The sequence below is a fragment of the Pantoea sp. Fr+CA_20 genome, from assembly GCF_024520835.1.
GTDB classification, from domain to species: domain Bacteria; phylum Pseudomonadota; class Gammaproteobacteria; order Enterobacterales; family Enterobacteriaceae; genus Pantoea; species Pantoea allii.
In genome coordinates this window covers 169598-193597 of sequence record NZ_JALNPN010000007.1, presented here as the reverse complement: position 1 = coordinate 193597, position 24000 = coordinate 169598, and the positions used below count along the sequence as shown (strand labels likewise).

At 51.0% G+C, this 24000-nt stretch carries 20 protein-coding genes, 1 tRNA gene and 2 pseudogenes; 11 read left to right on the top strand and 12 right to left on the bottom strand.

Annotated features, from left to right (window positions below; all coding sequences use genetic code 11):
* Window positions 1-77: 77 nt before the first annotated feature.
* The 4 genes and pseudogenes from NR177_RS11840 to NR177_RS11825 all read right to left on the bottom strand — a co-directional run.
* A pseudogene (locus tag NR177_RS11840) lies at window positions 78-203 on the bottom strand (helix-turn-helix domain-containing protein); the annotation flags it as partial.
* 108 nt (window positions 204-311) lie between these two features.
* Window positions 312-3485, bottom strand: coding sequence for an HsdR family type I site-specific deoxyribonuclease (locus tag NR177_RS11835; protein WP_256852960.1), 3174 nt, complete (start codon window positions 3483-3485; stop codon window positions 312-314).
* The gene (locus NR177_RS11830) at window positions 3482-4687 is read right to left on the bottom strand and encodes a restriction endonuclease subunit S (RefSeq protein WP_256852954.1); all 1206 of its coding nucleotides are present in this window, start codon (window positions 4685-4687) and stop codon (window positions 3482-3484) included. The genes NR177_RS11835 and NR177_RS11830 overlap by 4 nt, the downstream gene beginning before the upstream one ends.
* On the bottom strand, window positions 4671-6248 hold the full coding sequence (locus NR177_RS11825) for an N-6 DNA methylase (protein ID WP_372340341.1): 1578 nt from the start codon (window positions 6246-6248) through the stop codon (window positions 4671-4673). Before NR177_RS11825 ends, NR177_RS11830 begins: the two co-directional genes overlap by 17 nt.
* A gap of 365 nt (window positions 6249-6613) precedes the next feature.
* Between NR177_RS11825 and NR177_RS11815 the strand changes: the two genes are divergently transcribed.
* Both NR177_RS11815 and NR177_RS11810 read left to right on the top strand, forming a co-directional pair.
* Window positions 6614-7734 (top strand): IS3 family transposase gene (locus tag NR177_RS11815; RefSeq protein ID WP_256852952.1). Its coding sequence is split into 2 segments (ribosomal slippage): window positions 6614-6872 and window positions 6872-7734, totalling 1122 coding nucleotides; the frame shifts between segments, so codons are not numbered across the junction.
* 28 nt (window positions 7735-7762) lie between these two features.
* A pseudogene (locus NR177_RS11810) lies at window positions 7763-7977 on the top strand (IS3 family transposase); the annotation flags it as partial.
* Window positions 7978-8043: 66 nt separating this feature from the next.
* Here NR177_RS11810 and NR177_RS11805 read toward each other — a convergent pair.
* The 3 genes from NR177_RS11805 to NR177_RS11795 form a co-directional block, all read right to left on the bottom strand.
* Complete coding sequence (locus NR177_RS11805) at window positions 8044-9267, bottom strand: integrase arm-type DNA-binding domain-containing protein (RefSeq protein WP_256852951.1); 1224 nt, start codon at window positions 9265-9267, stop codon at window positions 8044-8046.
* 196 nt (window positions 9268-9463) lie between these two features.
* Window positions 9464-9540, bottom strand: a tRNA-Arg gene (locus tag NR177_RS11800).
* Window positions 9541-9634: 94 nt separating this feature from the next.
* Window positions 9635-10138 carry a DUF1198 family protein gene (locus tag NR177_RS11795; protein ID WP_218995610.1) on the bottom strand — a complete coding sequence of 168 codons (504 nt, stop codon included), beginning with the start codon at window positions 10136-10138 and terminating at the stop codon, window positions 9635-9637.
* Window positions 10139-10312: 174 nt separating this feature from the next.
* Between NR177_RS11795 and folD the strand changes: the two genes are divergently transcribed.
* Together folD and ybcJ are read left to right on the top strand one after the other, a co-directional pair.
* Entirely contained in the window at window positions 10313-11179 is an 867-nt protein-coding gene (gene folD / locus NR177_RS11790; RefSeq protein WP_256852950.1) for a bifunctional methylenetetrahydrofolate dehydrogenase/methenyltetrahydrofolate cyclohydrolase FolD, read from the top strand.
* Window positions 11179-11391: a ribosome-associated protein YbcJ gene (gene ybcJ / locus NR177_RS11785; protein ID WP_063878701.1), complete on the top strand. Its 213-nt coding sequence runs from the start codon at window positions 11179-11181 to the stop codon at window positions 11389-11391. The genes folD and ybcJ overlap by 1 nt, the downstream gene beginning before the upstream one ends.
* A 26-nt stretch (window positions 11392-11417) precedes the next feature.
* On the opposite strand, the gene NR177_RS11780 is transcribed toward ybcJ, so the two are convergent.
* Both NR177_RS11780 and cysS read right to left on the bottom strand, forming a co-directional pair.
* Entirely contained in the window at window positions 11418-12524 is a 1107-nt protein-coding gene (locus tag NR177_RS11780) for an AAA family ATPase (RefSeq protein ID WP_256852959.1), read from the bottom strand.
* Window positions 12525-12566: 42 nt separating this feature from the next.
* The gene (cysS, locus tag NR177_RS11775) at window positions 12567-13952 is read right to left on the bottom strand and encodes a cysteine--tRNA ligase (RefSeq protein ID WP_096011971.1); all 1386 of its coding nucleotides are present in this window, start codon (window positions 13950-13952) and stop codon (window positions 12567-12569) included.
* A 214-nt stretch (window positions 13953-14166) separates the two neighbouring features.
* On the opposite strand from cysS, the gene ppiB reads away from it, so the two are divergent.
* Window positions 14167-14661 (top strand): peptidylprolyl isomerase B, encoded by a 495-nt coding sequence (gene ppiB, locus NR177_RS11770; protein WP_063878698.1) that lies wholly within the window; start codon window positions 14167-14169, stop codon window positions 14659-14661.
* Window positions 14661-15377, top strand: coding sequence for a UDP-2,3-diacylglucosamine diphosphatase (lpxH, locus tag NR177_RS11765; protein ID WP_256852949.1), 717 nt, complete (start codon window positions 14661-14663; stop codon window positions 15375-15377). The genes ppiB and lpxH overlap by 1 nt, the downstream gene beginning before the upstream one ends.
* On the opposite strand, the gene NR177_RS11760 is transcribed toward lpxH, so the two are convergent.
* Window positions 15353-16675 (bottom strand): DUF2254 domain-containing protein, encoded by a 1323-nt coding sequence (locus tag NR177_RS11760; RefSeq protein ID WP_256852948.1) that lies wholly within the window; start codon window positions 16673-16675, stop codon window positions 15353-15355. The two genes, lpxH and NR177_RS11760, sit on opposite strands and share 25 nt — an antisense overlap.
* A 267-nt stretch (window positions 16676-16942) precedes the next feature.
* Here NR177_RS11760 and purE point away from each other — a divergent pair, with 267 nt between their 5' ends.
* Together purE and purK are read left to right on the top strand one after the other, a co-directional pair.
* Complete coding sequence (gene purE / locus NR177_RS11755; protein WP_218995605.1) at window positions 16943-17452, top strand: 5-(carboxyamino)imidazole ribonucleotide mutase; 510 nt, start codon at window positions 16943-16945, stop codon at window positions 17450-17452.
* Window positions 17449-18513, top strand: coding sequence for a 5-(carboxyamino)imidazole ribonucleotide synthase (gene purK / locus NR177_RS11750; RefSeq protein ID WP_256852947.1), 1065 nt, complete (start codon window positions 17449-17451; stop codon window positions 18511-18513). Before purE ends, purK begins: the two co-directional genes overlap by 4 nt.
* 42 nt (window positions 18514-18555) lie before the next feature.
* On the opposite strand, the gene ybbP is transcribed toward purK, so the two are convergent.
* Together ybbP and ybbA are read right to left on the bottom strand one after the other, a co-directional pair.
* On the bottom strand, window positions 18556-20973 hold the full coding sequence (gene ybbP, locus NR177_RS11745; RefSeq protein WP_256852946.1) for a putative ABC transporter permease subunit YbbP: 2418 nt from the start codon (window positions 20971-20973) through the stop codon (window positions 18556-18558).
* A complete protein-coding gene (ybbA, locus tag NR177_RS11740; RefSeq protein ID WP_063878692.1) occupies window positions 20970-21656 on the bottom strand; it encodes a putative ABC transporter ATP-binding protein YbbA in 687 nt (228 codons plus the stop codon). The genes ybbP and ybbA overlap by 4 nt, the downstream gene beginning before the upstream one ends.
* On the opposite strand from ybbA, the gene tesA reads away from it, so the two are divergent.
* The 3 genes from tesA to NR177_RS11725 all read left to right on the top strand — a co-directional run bounded on the left by tesA (window position 21624) and on the right by NR177_RS11725 (window position 23978).
* Window positions 21624-22247 carry a multifunctional acyl-CoA thioesterase I/protease I/lysophospholipase L1 gene (gene tesA, locus NR177_RS11735; RefSeq protein ID WP_172823889.1) on the top strand — a complete coding sequence of 208 codons (624 nt, stop codon included), beginning with the start codon at window positions 21624-21626 and terminating at the stop codon, window positions 22245-22247. The genes ybbA and tesA overlap by 33 nt on opposite strands.
* A 20-nt stretch (window positions 22248-22267) precedes the next feature.
* Window positions 22268-23041, top strand: a complete 774-nt coding sequence (locus NR177_RS11730) for an SDR family oxidoreductase (protein WP_256852945.1) — start codon at window positions 22268-22270, stop codon at window positions 23039-23041.
* A 79-nt stretch (window positions 23042-23120) separates the two neighbouring features.
* A complete protein-coding gene (locus NR177_RS11725; protein ID WP_063878690.1) occupies window positions 23121-23978 on the top strand; it encodes a co-chaperone YbbN in 858 nt (285 codons plus the stop codon).
* The last annotated feature ends 22 nt before the right edge of the window (window positions 23979-24000 follow it).

Genomic DNA, 24000 nt, shown 5'->3' with positions numbered 1-24000 from the left:
ATCAGATGTCACCGGCAGAATATGAAAACCAGTATTATCAACGGCTCGGAAGTGTCTAGATTATTCGTGGCGATTCAATAACGATAAAATGTATCACGCGAGACGCCCATGATTTTACAGGCTTTCGACACGTTGCTGAGCTCTTCAGCAAGATTGAGCAAACCTGTTTTGTGTTTGATGACGGGATTGGTAGTATGAAGCATGAGAGTTACCTCTTGTTTTGTATAAGGATTCGACACCCATATCAAAACTGGTAACTCTCAACCTTTCAAGGTCCATTGTCAGATCAAGTCGAGACTAATACACCATAGCTATGCCATATTGCGCTTGAAGTTCTCAGCCTGTTCAAAAATCTCTTTATACACTTCGTCTCGATCAATCGGTGGGTAGCCCCACTCATCGAGTAAGATAATTAAATCAAAATGCAGTTCAGCTTTGATATCGTCTCGCTTGTTCCAATCGGTGTATTTGGCTTTATCATCAATGACTTTCTTCACCTCTTTAGATAAATTAAGCAGTTTATCTTCAGGGTAGGTAAAGTCGTACTTATGAGCAAGTGAGATCAGAATGTCGTAAAATGCTTTTTCTTCAAAATCTATTCCCATCTCACTAAACGATGTCATTTCTGCACGTAATTCATTGTAGAGGTTGATAATTTCATCAGAAAAATCATTTATCACCTCCGAGCGAAGCACATTTTTTTCATCTCGTTCATTGTACTTTTCGACCAAGAGATTCATCTTCTTAGTGAAGTCTAAGCCTTTTATTTTATTAGTTTTTTTGAACTTATCAATCGCTTTGACAAGCATTTGTTGCAGCAGTTGCAGCTTGGTGTTTGGCTGTTTAACCATTTCCAACTTAGCTAGATAGTCATCATCAAAAATATCGATTTCACCACCCTCTTTTTCACCTAGCTTGAAGATCTCATCTACCCCATCACTAATAAGCGCATCTTTAACTAGTTCTCGAACTCTATGGTTCATTTGCTCTACATCTGGCGCATCACCTGTAGTGATCTTAAATACAATGGTTCGAATAGCTAGATAGTAATGAATCTTATCTTTATGGGCTTTGGTCAGCTCACTGCTCCCCACACAAATGTCATAAGCCGATTTAAGACGCTTGGTAAGAGCCATAAAGGTGTTTTCAAACTTGTTCGTTCTTAACGCAAAATCAGCTGATGCATTCAGGCAATGCAACTGTTCTAATGGTGTGCCGTTGAAATAAGGCTTAGAGTCGAGCTTATGGAATAGTCCATCTAGCAGGCTGAGGTGATCTTTAACGATAACGACCGATTGCTTAATGTCTTCTAAGTTCTGATCTTGCCCTGCTGTATATTGGGAAAGTGCAAGGTTCATCTGCTTTTTAATGCCGATGTAATCGACTACTAGGCCATTCTCTTTCCCTTCAAATTTACGGTTTACTCTCGAAATAGTCTGGATCAAGTTGTGCTTTTGCAGAGGCTTATCAATGTAGATAGTATCGAGGAAAGGTACATCAAAACCTGTTAGCCACATATCCACGACAATAGCGATCTTGAAGTTAGATTTACCGTTTTTAAACTGCCGATCCAGCTCTTTGCGGTATTCCTTGTTGCCGAGTTTATTCCATAGAGTTTTATCATCATCTTTATCACGAGTCATAATCATTTTAACCCGTTCCATTGGCTTAACTTTCTTCTTATCACTTTCAGATAAAGCCGCACCGTCTTCACATACTTTCACTTCATCCCACTCAGGGCGAAGAGATATTAGTTCTTTGTAGAAGTAATACGCGATTTCACGGCTACTACAAACGAACATTGCTTTGCCTTTTTGAGTCGTACCTTCTTCAACACGATTCTCATAATGCTCAACAAAGTCCTTTGCTATGGCTTCGATGCGGTCTGGATCGCCCAGTATGGTGGACATACTGGCCATTGCTGTTTTACTTTTATCTATTTGATATTCGTTCGCCCCAGCTTCTTCACAAGCTTTGTAGTATTTCTCTACTTCATCAAGCTGACGGCCATCAAGCAGCACTTTTGCTGCTCGACCTTCATAAACAATTCGGACGGTAATTTCGTCAAAGACTGATTCAGTCATCGTGTAGCTATCTACGACCGCACCGAACACATCCAGCGTTGCGTCAATTGGTGTTCCCGTAAAGCCTACATACGTAGCGTTTGGTAAGGAGTCGTGTAGATACTTAGCAAAACCGTAAGTCTTCTTCACACCGTCTTCTGTAACGGTAATTTTTTGCTCCAGATTGATTTGACTTCGGTGTGCTTCATCCGAGATACAGATAACGTTAGTTCGTTCCGTCAGTAGCTCAATATCTTCGGTAAATTTATGGATGGTAGTAAGAAAAACACCGCCACTTTTACGCCCTTTAAGGTGTTCTCTCAGTTCAGCACGACTCTCTACGCTAATGATATTCTGATCACCCACATAGCCTTTCGCATTGGTAAATTGGCCAGATAGTTGATCATCGAGATCGGTACGATCGGTGATAAGAATGATTGTCGGGCTACCCAACTCCACATCTTTCATCAACAAACGAGATAAGAACAACATTGTGTAGCTTTTACCGCACCCTGTTGCTCCAAAGTACGTACCACCTTTACCATCACCACAAATCAACTGGCCTTGATTATCAAAGCACTTCATATGCTGCTTAATATTGGCAAAAAGCTTAGTTGCGGCATAGTACTGAGGGTAACGACAAACTATTTTTTCTTGTTTGCTTGACGTGTCTGGAAGGTAGATAAAGTGACGAATAATTTCAGTTAGCCGTTTCTTGTTATACAAGCCGCTGATCATTGTAAAGAGCGAGTTAATACCGTCTTTATCAAGTTTCTCATCACCCGTAATTTTACGCCAAGAGTAATAGAACTCGTATGGGGCAAAGTAAGACCCCATTTTGTTATTTACCCCATCACTAATCACGCACAAAGCGTTGTACTTGAACAACTCAGGGATGTCTCTGTTATAGCGAGTAGTCAGCTGTTTATAAGCATCGAAAAGTGTAGCATCTTCCCGTATGGCGCTTTTAAACTCAAACACCACAAGCGGCAAACCGTTGACGTAGATAATTCCATCAGGGACACGAACCTCATATCCCTGTATTTCCAACTGATTGACGATACGATAGCAGTTGCTACTTAGCTCAGCATAATCAATAAGCTGGATGTACAAATCTTTTTGACTTGCATCTTCACGCTTTAATAAAAAACCATCAGAGACAATCTTCATAATTGCTTTATTGCTATCGTAGAGATCCGAAGCAGGAAGGTATTCAAGCTTATGGATGATCTGTTCTATTTCGTAGGCGGTGATGCCTTCCGCTTGGTAGCGTTTAGCTAGAAATTCACGAAGATCGGACTTAATCAGCACATCTTCAAGTGCCCGCTTGATCACCTCGCCACGAGTATGTGAGTAGCCTTCTTTCCTTAGCAGTTCAATGATGGCTTGTTCTAGTCTTTCTTCTGTGAATTTCATTTTTATTCCATTGACATTCTTTGTTGTAGAATTTTCAGCAACTTGATTAGTGCTTTATTTTGTTCTTTTTTTATCATTATCTTTTTAATAACACTCGCAGTAATTTCTTGATAGATATTTGAAACATACAAAGAAGGCAATAATATTCTCCTTCCCTTCATATCGGGAGCTGTCAATTGCCCTTGTGCAGACGCAGCGCTATCGAAGCGAAATTGTTTAATAGACTCAAATAGATAGTTCAAAAGCTTCTGATTTTCAGGTGTGACGACGATCAATCTCACAATTGGAAAAAATGGTTCTAATCTTAAAACCGTATATCCAATAATTGCTCCTCGTGCCGATACGGTAATACTTTTATCCAATATTTTGGCTTTATCAGTATATCCATACAAACCTTCATTTTCTGTACTATTCGCATAAATTGGGATGCTATAATCATCAGAAACCGAATCAGATACAAGATTTGGTCTGTCGCCCCCGACTTTTATATCTGCTAATGTCCCTAGTTCAACAGTTCTCCATTCCTTCGGAATTTTAATATCCAATTCATCACAATCTATCATCTGACCACCACACGATTTATAAGGCTTTCCCTCTAATTCAGGTTTACCAATGGATTTAGAATATTCTTTGGATATTGGAAACTCAAAATCGACAAACCACTGTTTATAAATGGCGTGGGTGGCACATTCTAATTTTTGAATAATTTGTTCATTCAAAATAATTATTTCACTAACAACCTTGTATTCACGAACAATTTCACGCTGTTTTTCGATGGATGGAATAGGCATTTCCATATCGCAAAAATCAGCCCAACTAAATCCTCCCCGAACGCTATTATCAGTCATAAACCAAGCGTTACGGTCAAATTCAGAACGTCTGCACCACATCATTAGATACTCAGGCAAAAGCTCTTCTTCATCTTTTACCTCAAACACCACGTATGCTGGCGATACAATGATCAGTTCATCATCCTCAAGCATCGAAATTGGTAAAACTTCATCACGCCCGACGTGCATTGGGTTAAATGCAAACTGATTTTTATTAACAACTTGGTATGTGCTAAGGTCAGTTCCATTAATATTAGCTACCGATGGCATAAAGTGTTTATTGATGTTTATCCCTTTAAGTAAAGAGATAAATCCATCTGTATTTTTTAGTTTTAATAGAGTGACATAATCACCAATGCGCTTATAGTTTGATCTCATAACCCAGTCCTTCAAATACAGACAAAAGTTCAGATTTAGACTTCTCTTCTTGCTTTAACAGCGTCGTAAAGTCGTCTCGTATTTGGCTCATTTTCTGATCGAAATCAACATCTTCATCGTGATTCTTAAATTCAATGTACTTACTTGGAACCAGTGAATAGTCTTTTGCAGCAATCTCTTTTTTGGTTGCAGAGTAACAATACTCAGCAATATCTTGGTACTCTGTTTCGGCACGAACTTCCTGCCAAGTGTGAAGCGTCTCAGCAATATCTGCGATCTTTTCGGGAGAGAACTGGACGTATTTTTTCTCAAACGGCTCACCGTGTTTACGTAAGTCCATAAATAGCACTTTATCTTCCCTGTTACGATAGTGACGGGTCAGATCTTCATGTGGAACAGTGCGCTCTCTTTTGTTCTTGTTAATCACCCAGAGCGTCACGCTGATATCAGTGGTATAGAACATTTTCATAGGCAGAATGATAATTGCTTCCACAAGACCATTCTCAACAAGCTTCTGACGAATCGCTTTTTCCGCTCCATCGCCTGACAAAGCACCATTAGCAAGGATAAAACCCGCAACACCACTCTCAGATAGCTTCGAAACCATATGTAAGATCCAAGCGTAGTTTGCATTACCTATTGGTGGTGTTTCATAACCATCCCAACGATAATCATCAACTAGTTCATCAGAAGCTCGCCAATCTTTTTGGTTAAATGGAGGATTCGCCATAATAAAATCAGCTTTAAGGGTTTCGTGTTGATCATTGGCAAAGGTATCTTTTGCGGCTGCACCTAGGTTGGCTGAGATGCCACGAATAGCGAGGTTCATTTTCGCTAGTTTGTACGTTGCGCCAGTGTACTCCTGGCCATATACAGAAACGTCTTTCTTATTTCCTTTGTGGTTTTCAATGAACTTCATTGACTGAACGAACATACCGCCCGAGCCGCAACAAGGGTCATAGATCTTGCCTTTGTATGGCTCAATCAGCTCTGCAATTAGGTTAACGATGCTCTTTGGCGTGTAGAACTCCCCCTTACCTTTACCTTCTGCTATTGCAAAATTAGCGAGGAAATATTCATATACTCGACCCACCACATCTTCATGAGGATTCGCTAGTGTGTCGATGTTGTTAATCACATCAATCAGAGCGGATAACTTGCTAACATCCAAACCAAGGCGAGAGAAATAGTTATCTGGTAATGCCCCTTGTAGTGCTTTGTTTGTTTTCTCGATCGTGCTAAGGGCGGAATCAATCTTCAGCGCAATGTCTTCTTGTTTTGCGTTCTTCTGAATAAAGCTCCAACGGCTCTCTTCTGGAAGGTAAAAGACATTGTCCTTAGTATAAGCAGGAACCATATCAATGTGCTTTTCTAAACCCGCATCAATCAGTTTTTGTCTCTGTTTTTCAAAGGTATCGCTGATGAACTTAAGGAAAATCAAACTTAAGACGATATGCTTGTATTCGGACGATTCAACACTACCGCGCAGCTTGTTTGCCGCATCCCAGAGTGTTTCTTCAAATGATTTTTCGCTTTTCTTTCCTGCTGGTTTTTTAGCCATGTTTTTGTTTGCCATGAGAGATTTCAGTAAATTTTACCCTAGTATGAAACTGACGACTAGGAAGTCATCAAGGTTATAAAATTGTGGAGAAGAGGAGCTGAGATTGCTCTTGCCCCACCATCTCTAACAGCTTTTGCCTCTAAGTTAACGTCGCCCGCTGATGTAAGCATCCCGATTCACCGAGCGCAAGATAACCGGTGATTGTAGTGAGTTCAAACGTGAATCCGCTCAGCTTGTACTCGACCAGAACTACACCGTGGCTGAAGCCGCTAAAGCCATGGATATTGGCCTTTCTGACCTGCTCCCCGTTGATTAACACACCGCGATGTTAGTAATGTCTTCATAAGCCACATGAGGACATCCCCATGAAGAAGCGTTTTTCCGACGAACAGATCATCAGTATTCTCCGCGAGGCCGAAGCCGGAGTTTCTGCCCGTGAGCTCTGCCGTAAGCACGCCATTTCCGAGGCCACGTTTTACACCTGGCGCAAGAAGTTTGGCGGCATGGAAGTCCCTGAAGTGAAGCGGCTCAAGTCGCTTGAAGAGGAGAACGCCCGTCTCAAGAAGCTGCTCGCTGAAGCCATGCTGGATAAGGAGGCGCTTCAGGTGGCTCTTGGCCGAAAGTTCTGACGACAGACCAGAAGCGGGAAGCAGTGGAAGTCATGTGTGAGGCCGCAGGTCTGTCGCAACGTCGTGCCTGCAGGCTGGCAGGTTTGTCTCTGTCGACTTACCGTTATTCGGCTCAGCGTCCGGCTGCTGACGCGCAGCTGTCTCTACGCATCACAGAGCTGGCACTTGAGCGCCGCCGCTTTGGTTACCGGCGCATCTGGCAACTACTGCGTCGGGAGGGCCTTCACGTCAACCACAAGCGGGTATACCGCATCTATCATCTCAACGGCCTGAGTGTAAAGCGCAGGCGACGCCGCAAGGGGCTGGCGACTGAGCGGCTTCCGCTTATTCGCCCGGATGCGCCGAACCTGACATGGTCGATGGATTTTGTCATGGATGCACTTGCCAGCGGCCGCAGGATTAAGTGTCTGACCTGTGTGGATGATTTTACGAAGGAGTGTCTGACGATCACCACGGCATTCGGGATTACAGGCGTTCAGGTGACACGTATTCTGGACAGCATTGCGCTGTTTCGTGGCTATCCTGCAACGATAAGAACTGATAAGGGCCCGGAATTCACCTGCCGCGCGCTCGATCAATGGGCCTTTGAACATGGTGTTGAGTTGCGCTTAATCCAGCCGGGCAAGCCAACGCAGAACGGATTTATTGAGAGTTTCAATGGCCGCTTTCGGGATGAATGCCTGAATGAACACTGGTTCAGCGATATTCTACATGCCCGGGAAATCATTAATGACTGGCGGCAGGATTATAACGAGTGTCTACCACACTCATCGCTGAATTACCTGACGCCGGCTGAATTTGCAGCCGGCTGGCGAAACGGGAAATATGAAGAAAAACCAACTGACATTACTAACTGAAGGTTGTATCTAATCCTGGGGGCAGGTCATTTCCACGATGACGCGCTGGGTAAAACAGCTTCGTGATGAACGTCAGGGTAAAACACCCAAAGCCTCCCCCATCACACCTGAGAAAATAGAAATACGTGAATTAAAGAAAAAGCTTCAACGCATTGAAATAGAAAACGATATTTTAAAAAAGGCTACCGCGCTCTTGATGTCCGACTCACTGAACAGTTCTCGCTAATCAGCGAACTCAGGGCGCGTTAGCGTCGCGGTTTTAGTAGTAGCCATGTCACACTCCCGAATAATGCCTGCAAATGTACTGCATTATACAGTATCATTTTTTTTGAAAAATTTAGTTTTCAATGCATCAGTTCTAATGCTCAAACCATCAATATAATTCCCATACCACTGCAACATCTCTCTTCTCTGTTCCAGATACTGTGCATGGTTATACGTCCCACGAATCGTGTTTTTGTCTACATGCGCTAACTGCAATTCAATCCATGCCGTGTTGTACCCCTGCTCATGCAAAATGGTACTCATCGTGTGTCGAAATCCATGCCCTGTCGCCTTTCCGTGATACCCAATTCGCTTTAATACCTGATTAATACTCGCCTCACTCATCGGCTTGGCTGCATCGTTTCGCCCCGGAAACACCAGAGAATAACGTCCTGTCACCGCCTGTATCTCTCGCAAAGCGTCAATGACCTGAGTAGATAAAGGCACGATGTGAGGCCGTCGCATCTTCATGCGCTCCTTAGGCACTTCCCAAATCCCTTTATCCAAATCGAACTCTTTCCATTCAGCAAGGCGTAGTTCAATAGTACGTACGCCAGTCAGCATCAGAATCCGCGTAGCAAGTCGAGTAATTGGACTACCGGTGTAATTCTCCAATGCCTGTAAAAACGCTGGCAACTCATCAGCGAGTAAATGAGGGAAGTGTTGAGGTTTTGGCGTTGCTAATGCACTGGCAAGATCGGCAACTGGATTGATCTCCGCCCTGCCCGTCACGATGGCATAGGTAAACACCTGCTTACAGGCTTGCCGAATTTTACGCAGCTTATCCAATACTCCGCGCTTTTCTAACTTACGTAGCGTCGTCAGCATCTCTAGCGGTTTGATTTCAGCTATGGGACGCTTACCAAGATCCGGGAAGATGTCGTTTTCAAACGCTTCCATCAGATCATCGGCATAACCTTTCGACCATCCCGGACGCTTGTACTCATGCCATTCCAGAGCAAGCGCTTTGAAGTTGTTCTCAATGGCAATTTTACGGGTTTGCTTATCAACCTTCTTCTGCTCACCTGGATCGATGCCGTTGGCAATCTTTCTCTTAGCTTCATCACGACGTTGTCTGGCTTCGGAAAGCGAGATCTCAGGATAGACACCTAGCGCCAACGTTTTCTGTTTGCCATCGAAGCGATACTGCAGCCGCCAGTATTTAGAACCGTTCGGATGCACCATCAAGTGCATCCCTTCTCCATCGGTGATTTTGAAAGCCTTATCGGTAGGCTTCGCACTTCTGACTTTTACATCTGTTAGCGCCATTGGCTGCTCCCCATCACTGGATGTTGGTACAAAAAATCATTGAACGGGGTTGTACCAACACATATACCAACAAAGATTACTTGATGTGGGTTTATGTCGATAGACTCAGGTTGAATTTGAATGCCTGATGTTGGGCTAAATTATTGAATTTTAGGCATAAAAAAAAGACGTCGATTGACGTCTCTTGATATGGATTTGGTACGCCCTACAGGATTCGAACCTGTGACCTACGGCTTAGAAGGCCGGTGCTCTATCCAACTGAGCTAAGGGCGCGGAGAGGTTGCGTCGAATTATACGGTTGAACGCTGTAACGTCAACGTTTTTGCCGCGGTGGCGCGGTAAGTGCCCAGGTAATAACCAATTTCCACTAATGGCGGTCGCGCCAGGCACTGAGCGACACCAGATTACTCACCTCGGTGGTTTCCCCTTCCAGCTCAATGCCCTGCTGCGTGACGCGCGCGTTATACTGCTCGCGCAGCGCGTTCAGCTCCTGGCTGTCGGGTTCGAGCTGACGCAGAAAACCCAATGCCAGTAACAGTTGCTGACGAGTGAGCGTGGCAGAAAAACCTGCGCCGGTTAACACGCTGTGCCAACGCCGGATATTTTCGTCGCTGCCATCCACAATCAGTACCTGCCAGATCAAAAGTACCGCCGCGCCATTATTTAAATGCGCTTCGTTATCGCCGGCGATGTAGTCGGTAAACTCTTTCGCCGCCTCTTTACCCATCTGCGACAGCATTGATTCAATATGTACCGGCGGCAGTTGCAGCCGCTTGCTGAGCGCCTGCGCAGCATGGCGAGAACCGGCAGTCAGCAACTGAAATCCTACAACAAACACCACAGCCAGGGTGGCAATCATTAACCAAATCATCACGTCATCCAGTAAATTCCCTGTCAGGCATCATAAGCGTTAACCCGCACTTTCGTCACGGCTAAATATCGTCAACCACCCTGCAACAAGAATCTCTACCTGACAGCCGGACGCGCTTCTGACAAAATAGGTGCCATCCCCGACTTAAACTCAACACAGTGGATTTACGCTCTGATGGCAGCAAAAATTATTGACGGTAAAACGATTGCGCAGCAGGTACGGCTTGAGGTTGCAGAAAAAGTAAAGCAACGCCTGGCCGCCGGAAAACGTGCACCGGGTCTGGCAGTCGTTCTGGTGGGTGAGAACCCTGCATCGCAGATCTACGTCGGCAGCAAACGCCGCGCCTGTGAAGAAGTGGGCTTTATCTCCCGCTCTTACGATCTGCCCGCCACCACCCGCGAAGCCGAGTTGCTGCAGCTGATCGATAAACTCAACAACGATAAAGAAATTGATGGCATTCTGGTGCAACTGCCGCTCCCGGCAGGCATTGATAACGTCAAAGTGCTGGAGCGCATCACGCCCGATAAAGATGTAGACGGCTTCCATCCCTATAATGTAGGTCGCCTGTGTCAGCGCGCCCCCAAGCTGCGCCCGTGCACGCCGCGCGGCATCGTTACGCTGCTGGAACGCTACAACATTGATGCGTACGGCCTGAATGCCGTGGTCGTCGGTGCGTCGAACATCGTGGGTCGTCCAATGAGCATGGAACTGCTGTTAGCGGGCTGCACCACAACCGTGACGCACCGCTTTACCCGCGATCTGCGCCATCACGTTGAGCATGCCGATCTGCTGATCGTGGCAGTGGGTAAGCCCAACTTTATTCCGGGCGACTGGATCAAACCGGGTGCGATCGTTATCGATGTCGGTATTAACCGTCTCGAAAACGGTAAAGTCGTCGGTGATGTGGATTTTGACGCCGCCGCTGAGCGCGCCTCTTATATTACGCCCGTCCCTGGCGGCGTGGGGCCGATGACGGTAGCAACCTTAATCGAAAATACCTTACAGGCATGTGAAGAGTTTCACGATGGAGAGCAGGCATAATGGCGACTTTTTCTTTGGGTAAGTTCCCACACGTTGATCTCTGCGATCTGCTGAAACTTGAAGGCTGGGTGGAAAGCGGTGCACAGGCCAAAGTGGTGATTGGTGAAGGTGAAGTCCTGGTCGATGGGGAAGTCGAAACCCGTAAGCGCTGCAAAATTCATCAGGGGCAAACGGTCGAGTTTGCCGGGCAGCGCATCACCGTCGTGGCCTGATCGTCAGGTGCCCCGCTCGGGGCGCCTTAAAGCTGTGCTTCTCCCACTATCCGTGTTTCCCCATTCATCTGCTCCAGCTCAATGTGATTCACCTCTGCATGCTGCGCAATCAGCGCGGCCAGCCTGGGTGAATGGCTGGTGATCCACAACTGACTAAACTGACTGGCTTCGGCAATCAGTGCCGCCAGGGCCGGTAGCAGATCCTCATGCAGGCTGTTCTCGGGTTCGTTGAGCGCCATAAAGGCTGGCGGGCGCGGGCTGAGCAGCGCGACCACAAGGCACAGGAAACGCAGCGTCCCGTCAGAGAACTCGGCGCTTTCCAGCGGACGCAAAATGCCCTGTCGCTGCATCAGCATCTGGAAACGACCGTTCTGGACATCCACCTGAAATTCGGTATCAGGGAAGGCTTTAGCTATCACCTTATAAAGCAACTCGTGATGACCCCGTTCGACAATGGTTGCCCATGCCGCCGCGAGGTTAGCGCCATCGTGCGCCAGAATGGGGGCGCGCACGCCAATTTGTGGCGCACGAATCGGCGAACCGGGCCAGACGGCAAACTCATGATAGAAGCGCCACTGGCGCAGACGTTCACGCATCTGAGAAAGTTCGGGATAGCGGTGTGGCTCACCAAGTTGACCAAACAGGGACTCTTCGGGATGCAGTACCGCCGGATAGCTTACGCGCTCCCCCTCTACATTGTGTAAAAAGGCGGTCTGATTCGTGCGCTGCATAATACAGGAAGAAGGACGTCGCTGCTGGCCACTAAGCCAGATGTGTTCTTCTTTAACCAGCGGATCGAGGTTGAACAGGCTGGTCTCAAGCTTCTGAGGAAACCCCACCGCAAGCTCAAAATCCATGTCATCCATCAGGACTGAGAGGATGAGTCGGCTGGCATCCTGACGACGAGCGCTGCGATGTAGTTCCCCTGCCCACATGACTTTTTGAATACCGCCCTCTTCTGCCAGCGCTAACGCCAGGCGACCATTGGCGGCCTCGTGCAGCAGGCGCACCGCCTTATACAGGTTGGATTTGCCACAGCCGTTCGGTCCACTTACCACGTTCAGTTGCTGAAGCGGCAGAATCAGATCACGTACCGAACGAAAACCACGAAGGTGAATCTGTTTTATCGTCATAGACAAAAAAGGGCGATGGCTCGTCCTCTCCTGTGTTGCCTGTTATTTGCGTCGCCAACTGGAGCCCTGGGGGCCATCTTCGACAATCACGCCAAGCGCGTTCAGCTTGTCGCGGGCCACATCGGCCTGCGCCCAGTCTTTAGCCGCACGCGCATCAGCACGGGCTTTCACCCAGTGTTCGATTTCCGCCACTTCATCATCATTGCCCTGAGCGCTGCTTTGCAGAAACACTTCTGGCTCCTGTTGCAGAATACCCAGCACGTTGGCGATTTCACGGAGCTTAGCGGCCAACGCATTGGCTGCCGTCATGTCTTCGCTTTTCAGACGGTTCACTTCACGCGCCATGTCGAACAGCACGGAATAGGCTTCCGGAGTGTTAAAATCATCGTCCATCGCCTCGCGGAAACGGGCCTCGAAGGCTTCGCCGCCGTGGGCAACCACGTTACGATCGGTATGACGTAGCGCGGTATAAAGACGTTCCAGCGCCGCGCGTGCCTGGTTCAGGTTGTCTTCGCCATAGTTGAGCTGACTACGATAGTGACCAGACATGAGGAAGTAGCGCACCGTTTCGGCATCGTAATGCTGCAGCACGTCGCGCACGGTAAAGAAGTTATTCAGCGACTTCGACATCTTTTCACGGTCAATCATCACCATGCCGGAGTGCATCCAGTAATTCACATACGGGCCATCGTGGGCGCAGGTGGACTGGGCGATTTCGTTTTCGTGATGCGGAAACATCAGGTCAGAGCCGCCGCCGTGAATGTCGAAATGCGCACCAAGCTGTTTGCAGTTCATGGCGGAACACTCAATGTGCCAGCCCGGACGACCCTGGCCCCAGGGCGAAGGCCATGAGGGTTCGTCCGCTTTAGACATTTTCCACAGGACGAAATCCATGGGATTACGCTTCACATCCGCCACTTCCACGCGGGCACCGGCCTGAAGCTGGTCCAGATCCTGACGCGACAGCGCACCGTAGTCCACGTCACTCAGCACATCGAACATCACGTCGCCGTTATCCGCAACATAGGCATGACCACGGGCAATCAGCTTTTCCACCAGTTCGACGATTTCAGGAATATGGCGCGTGGCGCGCGGTTCTAAATCCGGCGGTAAGATGCCCAGTGCATCAAAATCGCTGTGCATTTCGGCGATCATGCGATTAGTCAGGGTTTCGATGCTCTCGCCGTTCTCGTTGGCGCGCTTGATAATTTTGTCATCGATGTCGGTAATATTGCGCACATAATTCACGTCATAGCCGACGTAACGCAGATAGCGCGATACCACATCAAAAGCCACAAACGTGCGCCCGTGCCCAATGTGACAGAGGTCATACACCGTGATGCCGCAGACATACATGCCGATTTTGCCAGCATGAATAGGGGTAAATTCCTCTTTTTGTCGACTCAGGGTGTTATAAATCTTCAGCATTGGGGTTTCCGTAGTAAGCGTGCGTAACGCACCGTTTTAAGTATCCTGATATTGTGCCGTATTTTTATCTGTCACGCGATGCAAAGCAAGCCAACTGCGCAGCCTGGCTGACGTATTATCGGAAATTATGATATAAGAACGTTCGAGAAAAAGGCGTGTGCACCCTAACAGCGCACCCTATGCTACTGACGACAACCTTTACAGGACGAAAAAAATGGTAACTTTCCAGACTAACCATGGCGATATCGTGATCAAGACCTTCGATGACAAAGCGCCCGCAACCGTAAAGAACTTCCTGGATTACTGCCGTGAAGGTTTCTACGACAACACCATTTTCCACCGTGTGATTAACGGCTTTATGATTCAGGGCGGCGGTTTTGAGCCTGGCATGAAGCAGAAAGCCACCAAAGAAGAGATCCGTAACGAAGCCAGCAACGGCCTGAAAAACACCAAAGGTACGCTGGCGATGGCGCGTACCTCTGCACCGCACTCTGCGACCGCACAGTTTTTCATTAACGTGGCTGACAACGACTTCCTGAACTTCCGTGACGAAAGCCTGCAGGGCTGGGGTTACTGTGTGTTTGCAGAAGTGGTTGAAGGTATGGATGTGGTTGAGAAAATCAAAGCCGTTTCAACCGGCCGCAGCGGTATGCACCAGGACGTACCGAAAGATGACGTGATCATTCAGAAAGTGACCGTCAGCGAGTAATGCCGCGCACGCTGTTTATCGCAGATCTTCATCTGTGTCAGGAAGAACCGGCGATCACCGCCGGTTTTCTGCATTTTTTACAGCGCGAAGCCCCACACTGCGACGCGCTCTATATTCTGGGCGATCTGTTTGAAGCCTGGATCGGCGATGACGATCCTAATCCCCTGCATCAACAGGTCGCTGAAGCCCTGCGTGCCGTGCCCGTTCCACTGTATTTTATCCACGGCAACCGCGATTTCTTGATCGGCCAACGCTTTGCCCGCGCCAGTGGCATGACGCTCTTGCCTGAAGAGCGCGTGCTGACGCTTTACGGCCATCGACTGCTGATTATGCACGGCGATACGCTGTGCACCGACGATGCTGGTTACCTGCAGTTCCGTGCCAAAGTGCACAATCCCTGGATTCAACGCCTGTTCCTGGCGCTGCCGCTGTTTATTCGCAAACGCATTGCAGAACGCATGCGCGCCAACAGTAAACAGGCCAATCAGCATAAGTCGCTGGAGATTATGGATGTGAATCAGCAGGCCGTCGTGGAGGCCATGTTGCGTCAGCAGGTACCGTTGCTGATTCATGGTCATACGCACCGCCCGGCGATCCACGATCTGTCGCTAAATGGCGAACGCGCGCAGCGTGCCGTACTGGGTGCCTGGCACAATCGGGGATCAATGATTCAACTGGATGCCAGCGGGATTCAACTGATCGATTTCGACTTCTGACAGGGCGAATCGGTTAGCTTCTCATCCTGGAAGGGATGGGGATAGTCTGCGCCAAATTGTTCGCGCCATGTGCGCTCAATTCGTGCTCTGTCCGTCTGGATGATCTCTTCCCGCGCCAGGTATGCCATGGCTTCATGCGCATGGCGCAACGCTGCAGCCTGGTACGCATCAGGCCAGGCGACAGACAACATTCCCAGCGCCTTAAGTAACCGTAACTGCACCTCTTTTATCGCCGCGCCGTCTCGCGCTACAGGTGAGAAAAAATCATCGAATAATGCGTCTACTGACAAGGGCGCGACGTGAATGGCGGGGTAGATCACCGTTGGCACCGCACATTCGCGTGCATAGCAGGAGAGTATTCTGACGGCTCGCCCGATCACATCGATGGCGGTGCCAGGGTCATTAGTCGCAGGCGACAGCGCACGCGAGGCGATTTCTGCCATCACGCACAGGCAAAAACGTGGATCCTGCGCGAAAGTGCGAGACGCGGCTATAGTCAGGGCAGACAACATCAGTTTGCGTTGTTCCGCAGACAGGGCGTGGGTGACAAACATGGCCGGGCGGGCGGGATGAACAAAAAATCCGGGTTGCGCGACCAAGTAAATATGTACAGGGCTGTCTTTAATCGCCTTATGTAGCCTGTCCATATCAATATGCTGAACATAGCCAATAGCGTCCGAATAAACAGCAAACGTGCCCGCAGGTTGACGATCGCTTTCCCGCCAGGGCCTGGCGCCGAAACAAGAGGATTGAGCTCGCGCGCTAAAAACATCAAGCGCCATGCGTTCCACACGTGAGGTCGTTTCATCTACGCTGCCAAGCGAGGTGAGATGGTGAATCCAGCGCAGAAGCGTCACCAGAATTAATGCAATAACCACCAGCGTGACCGCAAACAGGATCACTCGCCCCTGTTCACCATAAGCTCCCATATTCAGTGCGATGATGCCGACCAGACTAAACAGGAATGAGCCAATAAAGGCCGCGAGAACATTTTGTGTTGTACTGTCTTCAACGACCAGTTTCGTGGCTCGCGGCGTAACATGTGTGGTTGCTGAACCAAACGCCGTTACCATCGTACTTAAGGAAAACGTGGTGACCGCCAGCATGCTGGACGCCAGAATATTCAGGATATTGTCCACCGCGTCAGCACCGACCTTTACCGAAACCGAGGGTGGAATCGCAGATTTAAAGACAATGGAGGCCAGGGCGCTGACAACTGCAGCAAGGGCAAATAAAGTTGCCCTGAACCACAGTTTCCTGCCTGTTTGTCTGAAAATCAGTTGCCAGCGTGAAATCATCCTGTTCCTCTTTGTGTCAGTTAACGTCATTCCTTGCCAACCGGGTGCAGCGCGGCTCATCATGTCAGTCACCTTGCAACACTGTTAACTAAAGTTCAGCGTTTCTCGCGCGTCAACGTCAGAGAACAGAATGTCGATAAAACCCTAAAAGCACCACGTGTAATCCCGACGCAACCGTTTTCCTTGTGCGCTTCCCATGCTATTCTCTGTGCCCTTCAAAACCTGTCCGCCTGGTCAGGTGTGTTTTCATTCACAGGAGTTGACCGCATGTCGTCGAATGCCGCCCCGGCCCGCATCGCTGTTGTTATGGGTTCCAAAAGTGACTGGTCCACCATGCAGTTCGCTGCGGAAATCCTTTCCAGCCTGGACGTGCCCTTCCATGTGGAAGTGGTTTCAGCGCACCGTACCCCAGACAAGCTGTTTAGCTTTGCCGAAACGGCCGCAGATAACGGCTTTCAGGTCATTATTGCCGGTGCCGGTGGCGCGGCGCACCTGCCTGGCATGCTGGCGGCAAAAACGCTGCTGCCGGTGCTGGGCGTGCCGGTACAGAGCGCAGCACTGAGTGGCGTCGACAGCCTGTATTCTATTGTGCAAATGCCGCGCGGCATCCCGGTGGGTACGCTGGCGATTGGTAAAGCCGGTGCCGCTAATGCGGCATTGCTGGCTGCGCAGATTCTGGCGATTCACGACAGCGCGCTCGCATCTCGTCTGGCCAACTGGCGTCAGGCGCAGACCGATGAGGTGCTGGCTAACCCGGACCCGCGGGAGGAAGCATGAAGCCGGTTTGTGTACTGGGTAATGGTCAGCTTGGCCGCATGTTACGCCAGGCGGGCGAGCCGATGGGCATTGCTGTGCATCCGGTGGGCCTGGATGCCGATCCCGCCGCCCTGCCTATAGCAGAAAGCGTGATTACCGCCGAGATCGAACGCTGGCCGGAAACGGCACTGACGCGTGAACTGGCGTCTCATTCAGCCTTTGTGAACCGGGATATTTTCCCGCGTCTGGCCGATCGCCTGACGCAAAAGCAACTGCTGAACCAGCTCAACCTGGCTACCGCGCCCTGGCAACTGCTGGCAGACGAGAGCGAATGGCCCGCCATTTTCAGTCGTCTGGGTGAGCTGGCAATTGTTAAACGTCGCACCGGTGGCTATGACGGCCGCGGTCAGTGGCGATTACGCGCCAACGAAACAGCAACCTTACCCGACGACTGCTACGGCGAGTGCATCGTCGAGCAGGGCATTAACTTCTCAGGTGAAGTGTCGCTGGTCGGCGCGCGCGGTCACGATGGCAGCACCGTATTTTATCCCCTGACACATAATCTCCATGAAGACGGCATTCTGCGCACCAGTGTCGCCTTCCCGCAGGCGGATGCGCTACAGCAGCAACAGGCTGAAGCGATGCTGAGCGCTATCCTGCACGAGCTGGACTATGTTGGCGTGATGGCAATGGAATGTTTTGTCACACCGCAGGGTTTGCTGATCAATGAACTGGCTCCCAGAGTGCACAACAGCGGACACTGGACGCAGAATGGCGCATCAATCAGCCAGTTTGAACTGCACCTGCGTGCGATTCTGAATCTGGCCTTACCCCAGCCGGTGGTGATTGCGCCCTCGGTGATGGTCAATCTGATTGGCACCGCCCTCAATCCAGACTGGCTACAGCAGCCGCTTGTGCATTTGCACTGGTACGACAAAGCGGTGCGGGAAGGACGTAAGGTAGGTCATCTCAACCTTACCGACAGCGATCACTCCCGACTGAAAGCCGCGCTGCATGCGTTGCTGCCCCTGCTGCCTGCTGAATACGCCAGCGGTCTTCACTGGGCCACTGCCTGGCTTTAAGGACGACAATCGCCGTGCGCCGCATGAGTGCGCACGGCGTTTTTATGCGGCGTCGAATTTCCTGAACAACGCGTTGCCTTTCAGCAAACGCACGCCCAGCCAGCCCCCGCACAGCGACAGTAACAACGCGCCACACAAGGGCAAAGCCAGCCACAAAGTCCAGTCGGGCTGCCACGGGAAATCAAAGATTTTACGCTGTAATCCCCATAACGCCGCTTCGGCACCCACCGCCGCTGCCACGCCAGAGACCACGCCGATCAGCGCAAACTCCCACCACAATGTCGTGCGCAACAGGCGCTTGCCGGCCCCCAGCGTGCGGTACACGACCAGTTCCTGACGGCGCTGGCGCATGCCCACCTGAATCTGAGCCATCAGCAGCAATATGCCGCAGGCGGTTACCAGCACCACCATAATTTCCAGCGCCTGACTGACCTGCGTCAGCACCTGGCCGATCTGACGCATAATGCTGCCAATATCCAGCAGGCTCAGGGCCGGGAACTCGCGGTTGAGCTGGGCCAGTAGCCTGGGGTTGTTATCCAACCGGAAGCTGGTGAGCCAGGTCAACGGCTGGCTGTCGAGCGCGCCAGGCGGAAAGATAAAGAAGAAATTAGGCCGCAGACTTTCCCAGTCGACTTTACGCAGGCTGGTGATTTTGGCACTGAGCTGTTGCGTATCCCCCTCAAAGGTTAAGCTGTCGCCCAGCTTTACACCGAGCCGTTCCGCCAGGTCGACCTCCATCGATACTTCGCCCGCTTTCGGCGGCCAGCTGCCCGCCACCAGCGGATTATGCTGTGGAATAGCCGCCAGCGAGGTCAGGTTCAGCTCGCGGTTGAGCGCATTATCCCGTTCGGGATCGGCCGCTTTGCCATTTAGTTCGCTGAGGCGCATGCGGGCAATCGGATAAAAGGTTTCCGGTTTCACCTGATGAGCCTGCAGGAAGTCACGTACCTGCGGCACCTGATCGGCCGTCATATTGAGCAGGAAAAAGTTTGGGCTGTCGGCGGGCAACTGCTGTTGCCAGCGATCCAGCAGATCGCCACGCATCACCAGCAACAGCGCCAGCAGCATAAACGACAGGGAAAACGCGGCCAACTGGCTCAGCGTCATGGCGGGCTGTCGCAGCAGGCGATTAATTGCCAACCGTAGCGCCAGACTTCGCACCGTCAGACGGCGCAGAAGCAGTAACGTGCCCCAGCCAAGCAGCGCCAGCAGGCCCGCCAGTATCACCACTCCCGCCAGCAGCGCCCACAGCATTTTACTGCCGCCGACCAGCGCAGCCAGTAGCGCCACCACCACGGCCCCCATCGCCGGTAAATATATTTTCAGCGGCCAGACGGTGGCAACGGCATCACGCCGTAATACGCGTAAAGGCTGAGTCGCCAGCAACAGGCGGTAAGGACGTAATCCCACCAGCAGGGAAATCACAAACAGCGATCCGACGGCCCACACCCACGGCCACAGGCTGGCGTCAGGTAAGGATGCTGGCAGAACAGGTTTAAGCATCGCCATCAACAGGGCTTCGACCGCCAGTCCCACCGCGCCGCCCGCCACGGCTGCCAGCAGCAATACCGCCAGCCACTGACCGATAATCAGCTTTTGCAACACGCCGCGCGTGGCGCCCAGGGTTTTCAGCACCGCCACCAGATCATACCGGCTACGGCAATAATGACTCATCGCCACCGCCACAGCCGCAATCGCCAGCATCAGCGTTAACAACGCCGACAACAGTAAAAACTGCTGCGCGCGCTGCATCGAACGCCCCAAGGCATCTTCGGAATTCTCGATACTGATCCAGCGTTGGCCGGTTTTAATTTGTGGCGTTATCCAGCGATCGTAATTTTCCAGCTGCTGCGGGTTGCCAGAAAACTTATAGCGCCAGGTAATGCGGCTGCCGGGCTGGATCGCCCCGGTCTTATCGGCATCGGCCAGGTTAATCAGTAAACGCGGTGCCATCTCAAACGGATTGAAACCGCCATCCGGCTCCTGAATCACCTCTCCGGCAATGCGCAGCGTCGTGTCGCCGACATCAAGTTGATCGCCCACTTTCAGATTGAGCAGCGCCATTAAGCGCGGGGCGGCCAGCGCAGTGCCGGGCTGGGGCTTTACGCCTGGCGGACGGGTTTGCAATTCACCAAACATCGGATAGTGGTTATCCACGGCCTTCACCGACGCCAGCTGCGGCGTCTGGTCAGCAAACGTCATGGTCATAAAACTCAGCTGACGGCTGACCGATAATCCCGTTTCCTGCGCTTTCGCCAGCCAGTCGGGCGGGGCCGCCGTGCTGGTACGCAGGGTACGATCGCCCGCCATAAAGTCGCGGCTCTGCTGACTCAGCCCCTTTTCCATGCGGTCGCTGATCGATCCCAGCGCCAGCACGCAGGCCACTGCCAGCGTTAGCGCCAGCCAGACGATTAACAGTGAGGGCGAACGCCACTCACGCCAGAACCAGCGCCACATCATTGCGCCTCCCACAGTTTACCGTCACGCAGACGCAAGCGCCGGTTGCAGCGCGCCGCCAGCTGCTCGTCATGGGTAACCAGAATTAACGTCGTGGCAAAATCGCGGTTCAGGGAAAACAGCAGGTCGACAATACGATCGCCGGTTTTACGATCCAGATTCCCCGTGGGTTCATCGGCAAACAGCAGTCCTGGGCGACCGCTGAATGCCCGGGCAAGCGCGACGCGTTGCTGTTCGCCACCGGATAACTGTGCAGGCAGATGCTGCAAACGCTCGCCAAGGCCTAACTGCGTGAGCAACTCTCGTGCCTGGTCGCGGCTCTGGCGGTCGCTCTCACCGCGCAGCAGCGCAGGCAACTGGACGTTTTCCAGCGCATTTAACGTCGGCACCAGCATAAAAGACTGGAACACAAATCCCACCTGCTGCGCTCGTAAGGCTGCCCGCTGCTCTTCATTCATTTTATGCAACGGCTGGCCTAGCAGATGCACCTCGCCGTCGCTGCCGTCATCCAGACCGGCCAGAATACCTAACAGCGTGGATTTACCCGATCCCGACTCGCCAATCAGGGCGATTGTTTCAGCTGGTTTGACAACTAACTCAACTCCGGTAAGGATGGTTAACTGATGCTCTCCCTGACCCACGGACTTAGTAAGATGATGAACTTCAAGAATGTTTTCCGCTGGCATTATCCTTTCCTGTTATTGTGCTGTCTGTTGGTGTCCCGTCTTGCTGCGGCCGATACGTTGCTGGTACTGGGTGACAGCCTGAGCGCAGGCTATCAGATGTCGGCCAGTAAGGCCTGGCCCAGCCTGCTCGATAAAACCTGGCAGCAGCAGCCCAGAGTGATTAATGCCAGTATTAGCGGCGATACCGCCGCACAAGGACTGGCGCGCTTACCTGCCCTATTAAAACAGCATCAACCGCAGTGGGTGTTAATCGAATTGGGCGGTAACGACGGCTTACGTGGCTTTCCCCCGAAGGATATTGCACAAACATTAGGTACAGTTATTGAGCAGGTCAAAGCCGCCAGGGCTAAACCGATTCTGATGCAGATCCGTTTACCGGCTAACTATGGCCGTCGCTATACGGATGCGTTCAGCGCGATTTATCCGCAACTGGCGAAACAGCATGACATTCCTTTACTGCCCTTTTTTATGGAGCAGGTTTATTTAAAACCCGAATGGATGCAGCAGGATGGTATTCATCCCAATCCTGATGCCCAACCCTTTATCGCCGGACTGATGGCGAAAGAACTGACCCCATTAGTTAAGCAGTAGTTGTGCAAAAAAGGTAACACATGCAAAAAACCATTTTGATCACGGGCTGTTCGAGCGGTATTGGCCTGGTGGCGGCTAATGATCTGCTGGCGCGCGGTTATCACGTCATTGCGGCCTGCCGTAAAGCTGAAGATGTGGCGCGAATGAAAAGCCTGGGCTTTACCGGGCTGCTGTTGGATCTGGACGATCCTGACAGCGTTGACCGCGCCGCCGATGAGGTTTTGGCGCTCACCGATAACCGGCTGTTTGCCCTGTTCAACAACGCCGGCTTTGGTACCTATGGTCCGTTAAACACCATTACGCGTCAGCAATTCGAACAGCAGTTTTCCAGTAATGTGTTTGGCACCCATCAGCTTACTGTGCGGCTGCTCCCTGCTTTAAAGGCGTTTGGCAATGCCCGCATCATTAATACCAGTTCGGTGCTGGGCTTGATTTCCACGCCGGGGCGTGGCGTTTATGCTGCCAGTAAATACGCGTTGGAAGCCTGGAGCGATGCATTACGCATGGAACTGCACACCAGTGGCGTGCGCGTCAGCCTGATTGAACCGGGTCCAATCCAGAGCCGCTTCACGGATAATGTGACGCAGGGCGAGCAGGATAATCCGGTGCTGAATCCCGGTCTGGCGGCGCGATTTACGCTGCCGCCTGAAGCCATTTTACCTAAGCTGCGCCATGCGCTCGAAAGCAAACATCCACGTTTACGTTATCCGGTGACGCTGGTCGCACACGCGATGGGCCTGTTGAAACGCCTGCTGCCAGGCTGGATACTGGATCGCATAATTCGCAGTCAGTAAAGGTATTGCGCGAATACAACTTGAAGCAGGGGCGGTCGGCCCCATATTCTTTAAACATTTTCTGCAAAGAGACTTAGTCATGTCACCACACGCTTCGATTATCGACATTAACGAATCCAACCTGCAACAGACCCTTGAGCAGTCAATGCAGATACCGGTGCTGTTCTACTTTTGGTCGGATCGCAGCCAACATTGCCAGGAACTGACGCCTGTGCTGGAACGGCTGGCTCAGGAATATGCGGGCCAGTTTATCCTTGCCAAACTGGACTGTGACAAAGAACAAAGGGTGGCGTCCCAATTTGGGTTGCGCTCCATTCCCACGGTTTACCTGTTCCAGAACGGCCAGCCTGTTGACGGTTTCCAGGGACCACAGCCGGAAGACGCCGTGCGCGCACTGCTGGAAAAAGTGCTGCCGCGCGAAGAAGAGTTAAAAGCCCAGCAGGCCATGGCGCTGATGCAGGAAGGCAAACCGCTGGACGCATTACCTCTGCTAAAAGAGGCCTGGCAGCTTAGCAACAAAGACAGCGAAATCGGTTTTTTGCTGGCAGAGGTGCTGATTACTCTTAACCGCAGTGATGAGGCTGAAACGGTACTCAACGCCGTGCCGTTGCAGGATCAGGACACCCGTTATCAGAGCCTGATCGCCCAGATCGATTTACTGAAACAGGCGGCAGACACACCCGAAATTCAGCAACTGCAATCCCAACTGGAAACTGACCCGGAAAACGCCGAACTGGCGACCAAACTGTCGCTGCAACTGCATCAGGTCGGTCGTAATGAAGAAGCACTGGAACTGCTGTTTAACGTCATTAAGCGTGATCTGAACGCCGCTGACGGCCAGGCGCGTAAAATGTTGCAGGAGATTCTGGCGGCATTAGGCACTGGCGATGCGCTTGCCGCACGCTATCGCCGTCAGCTTTATTCCCTGCTTTACTGATGTAAGCAGAAAACGGGCCGAA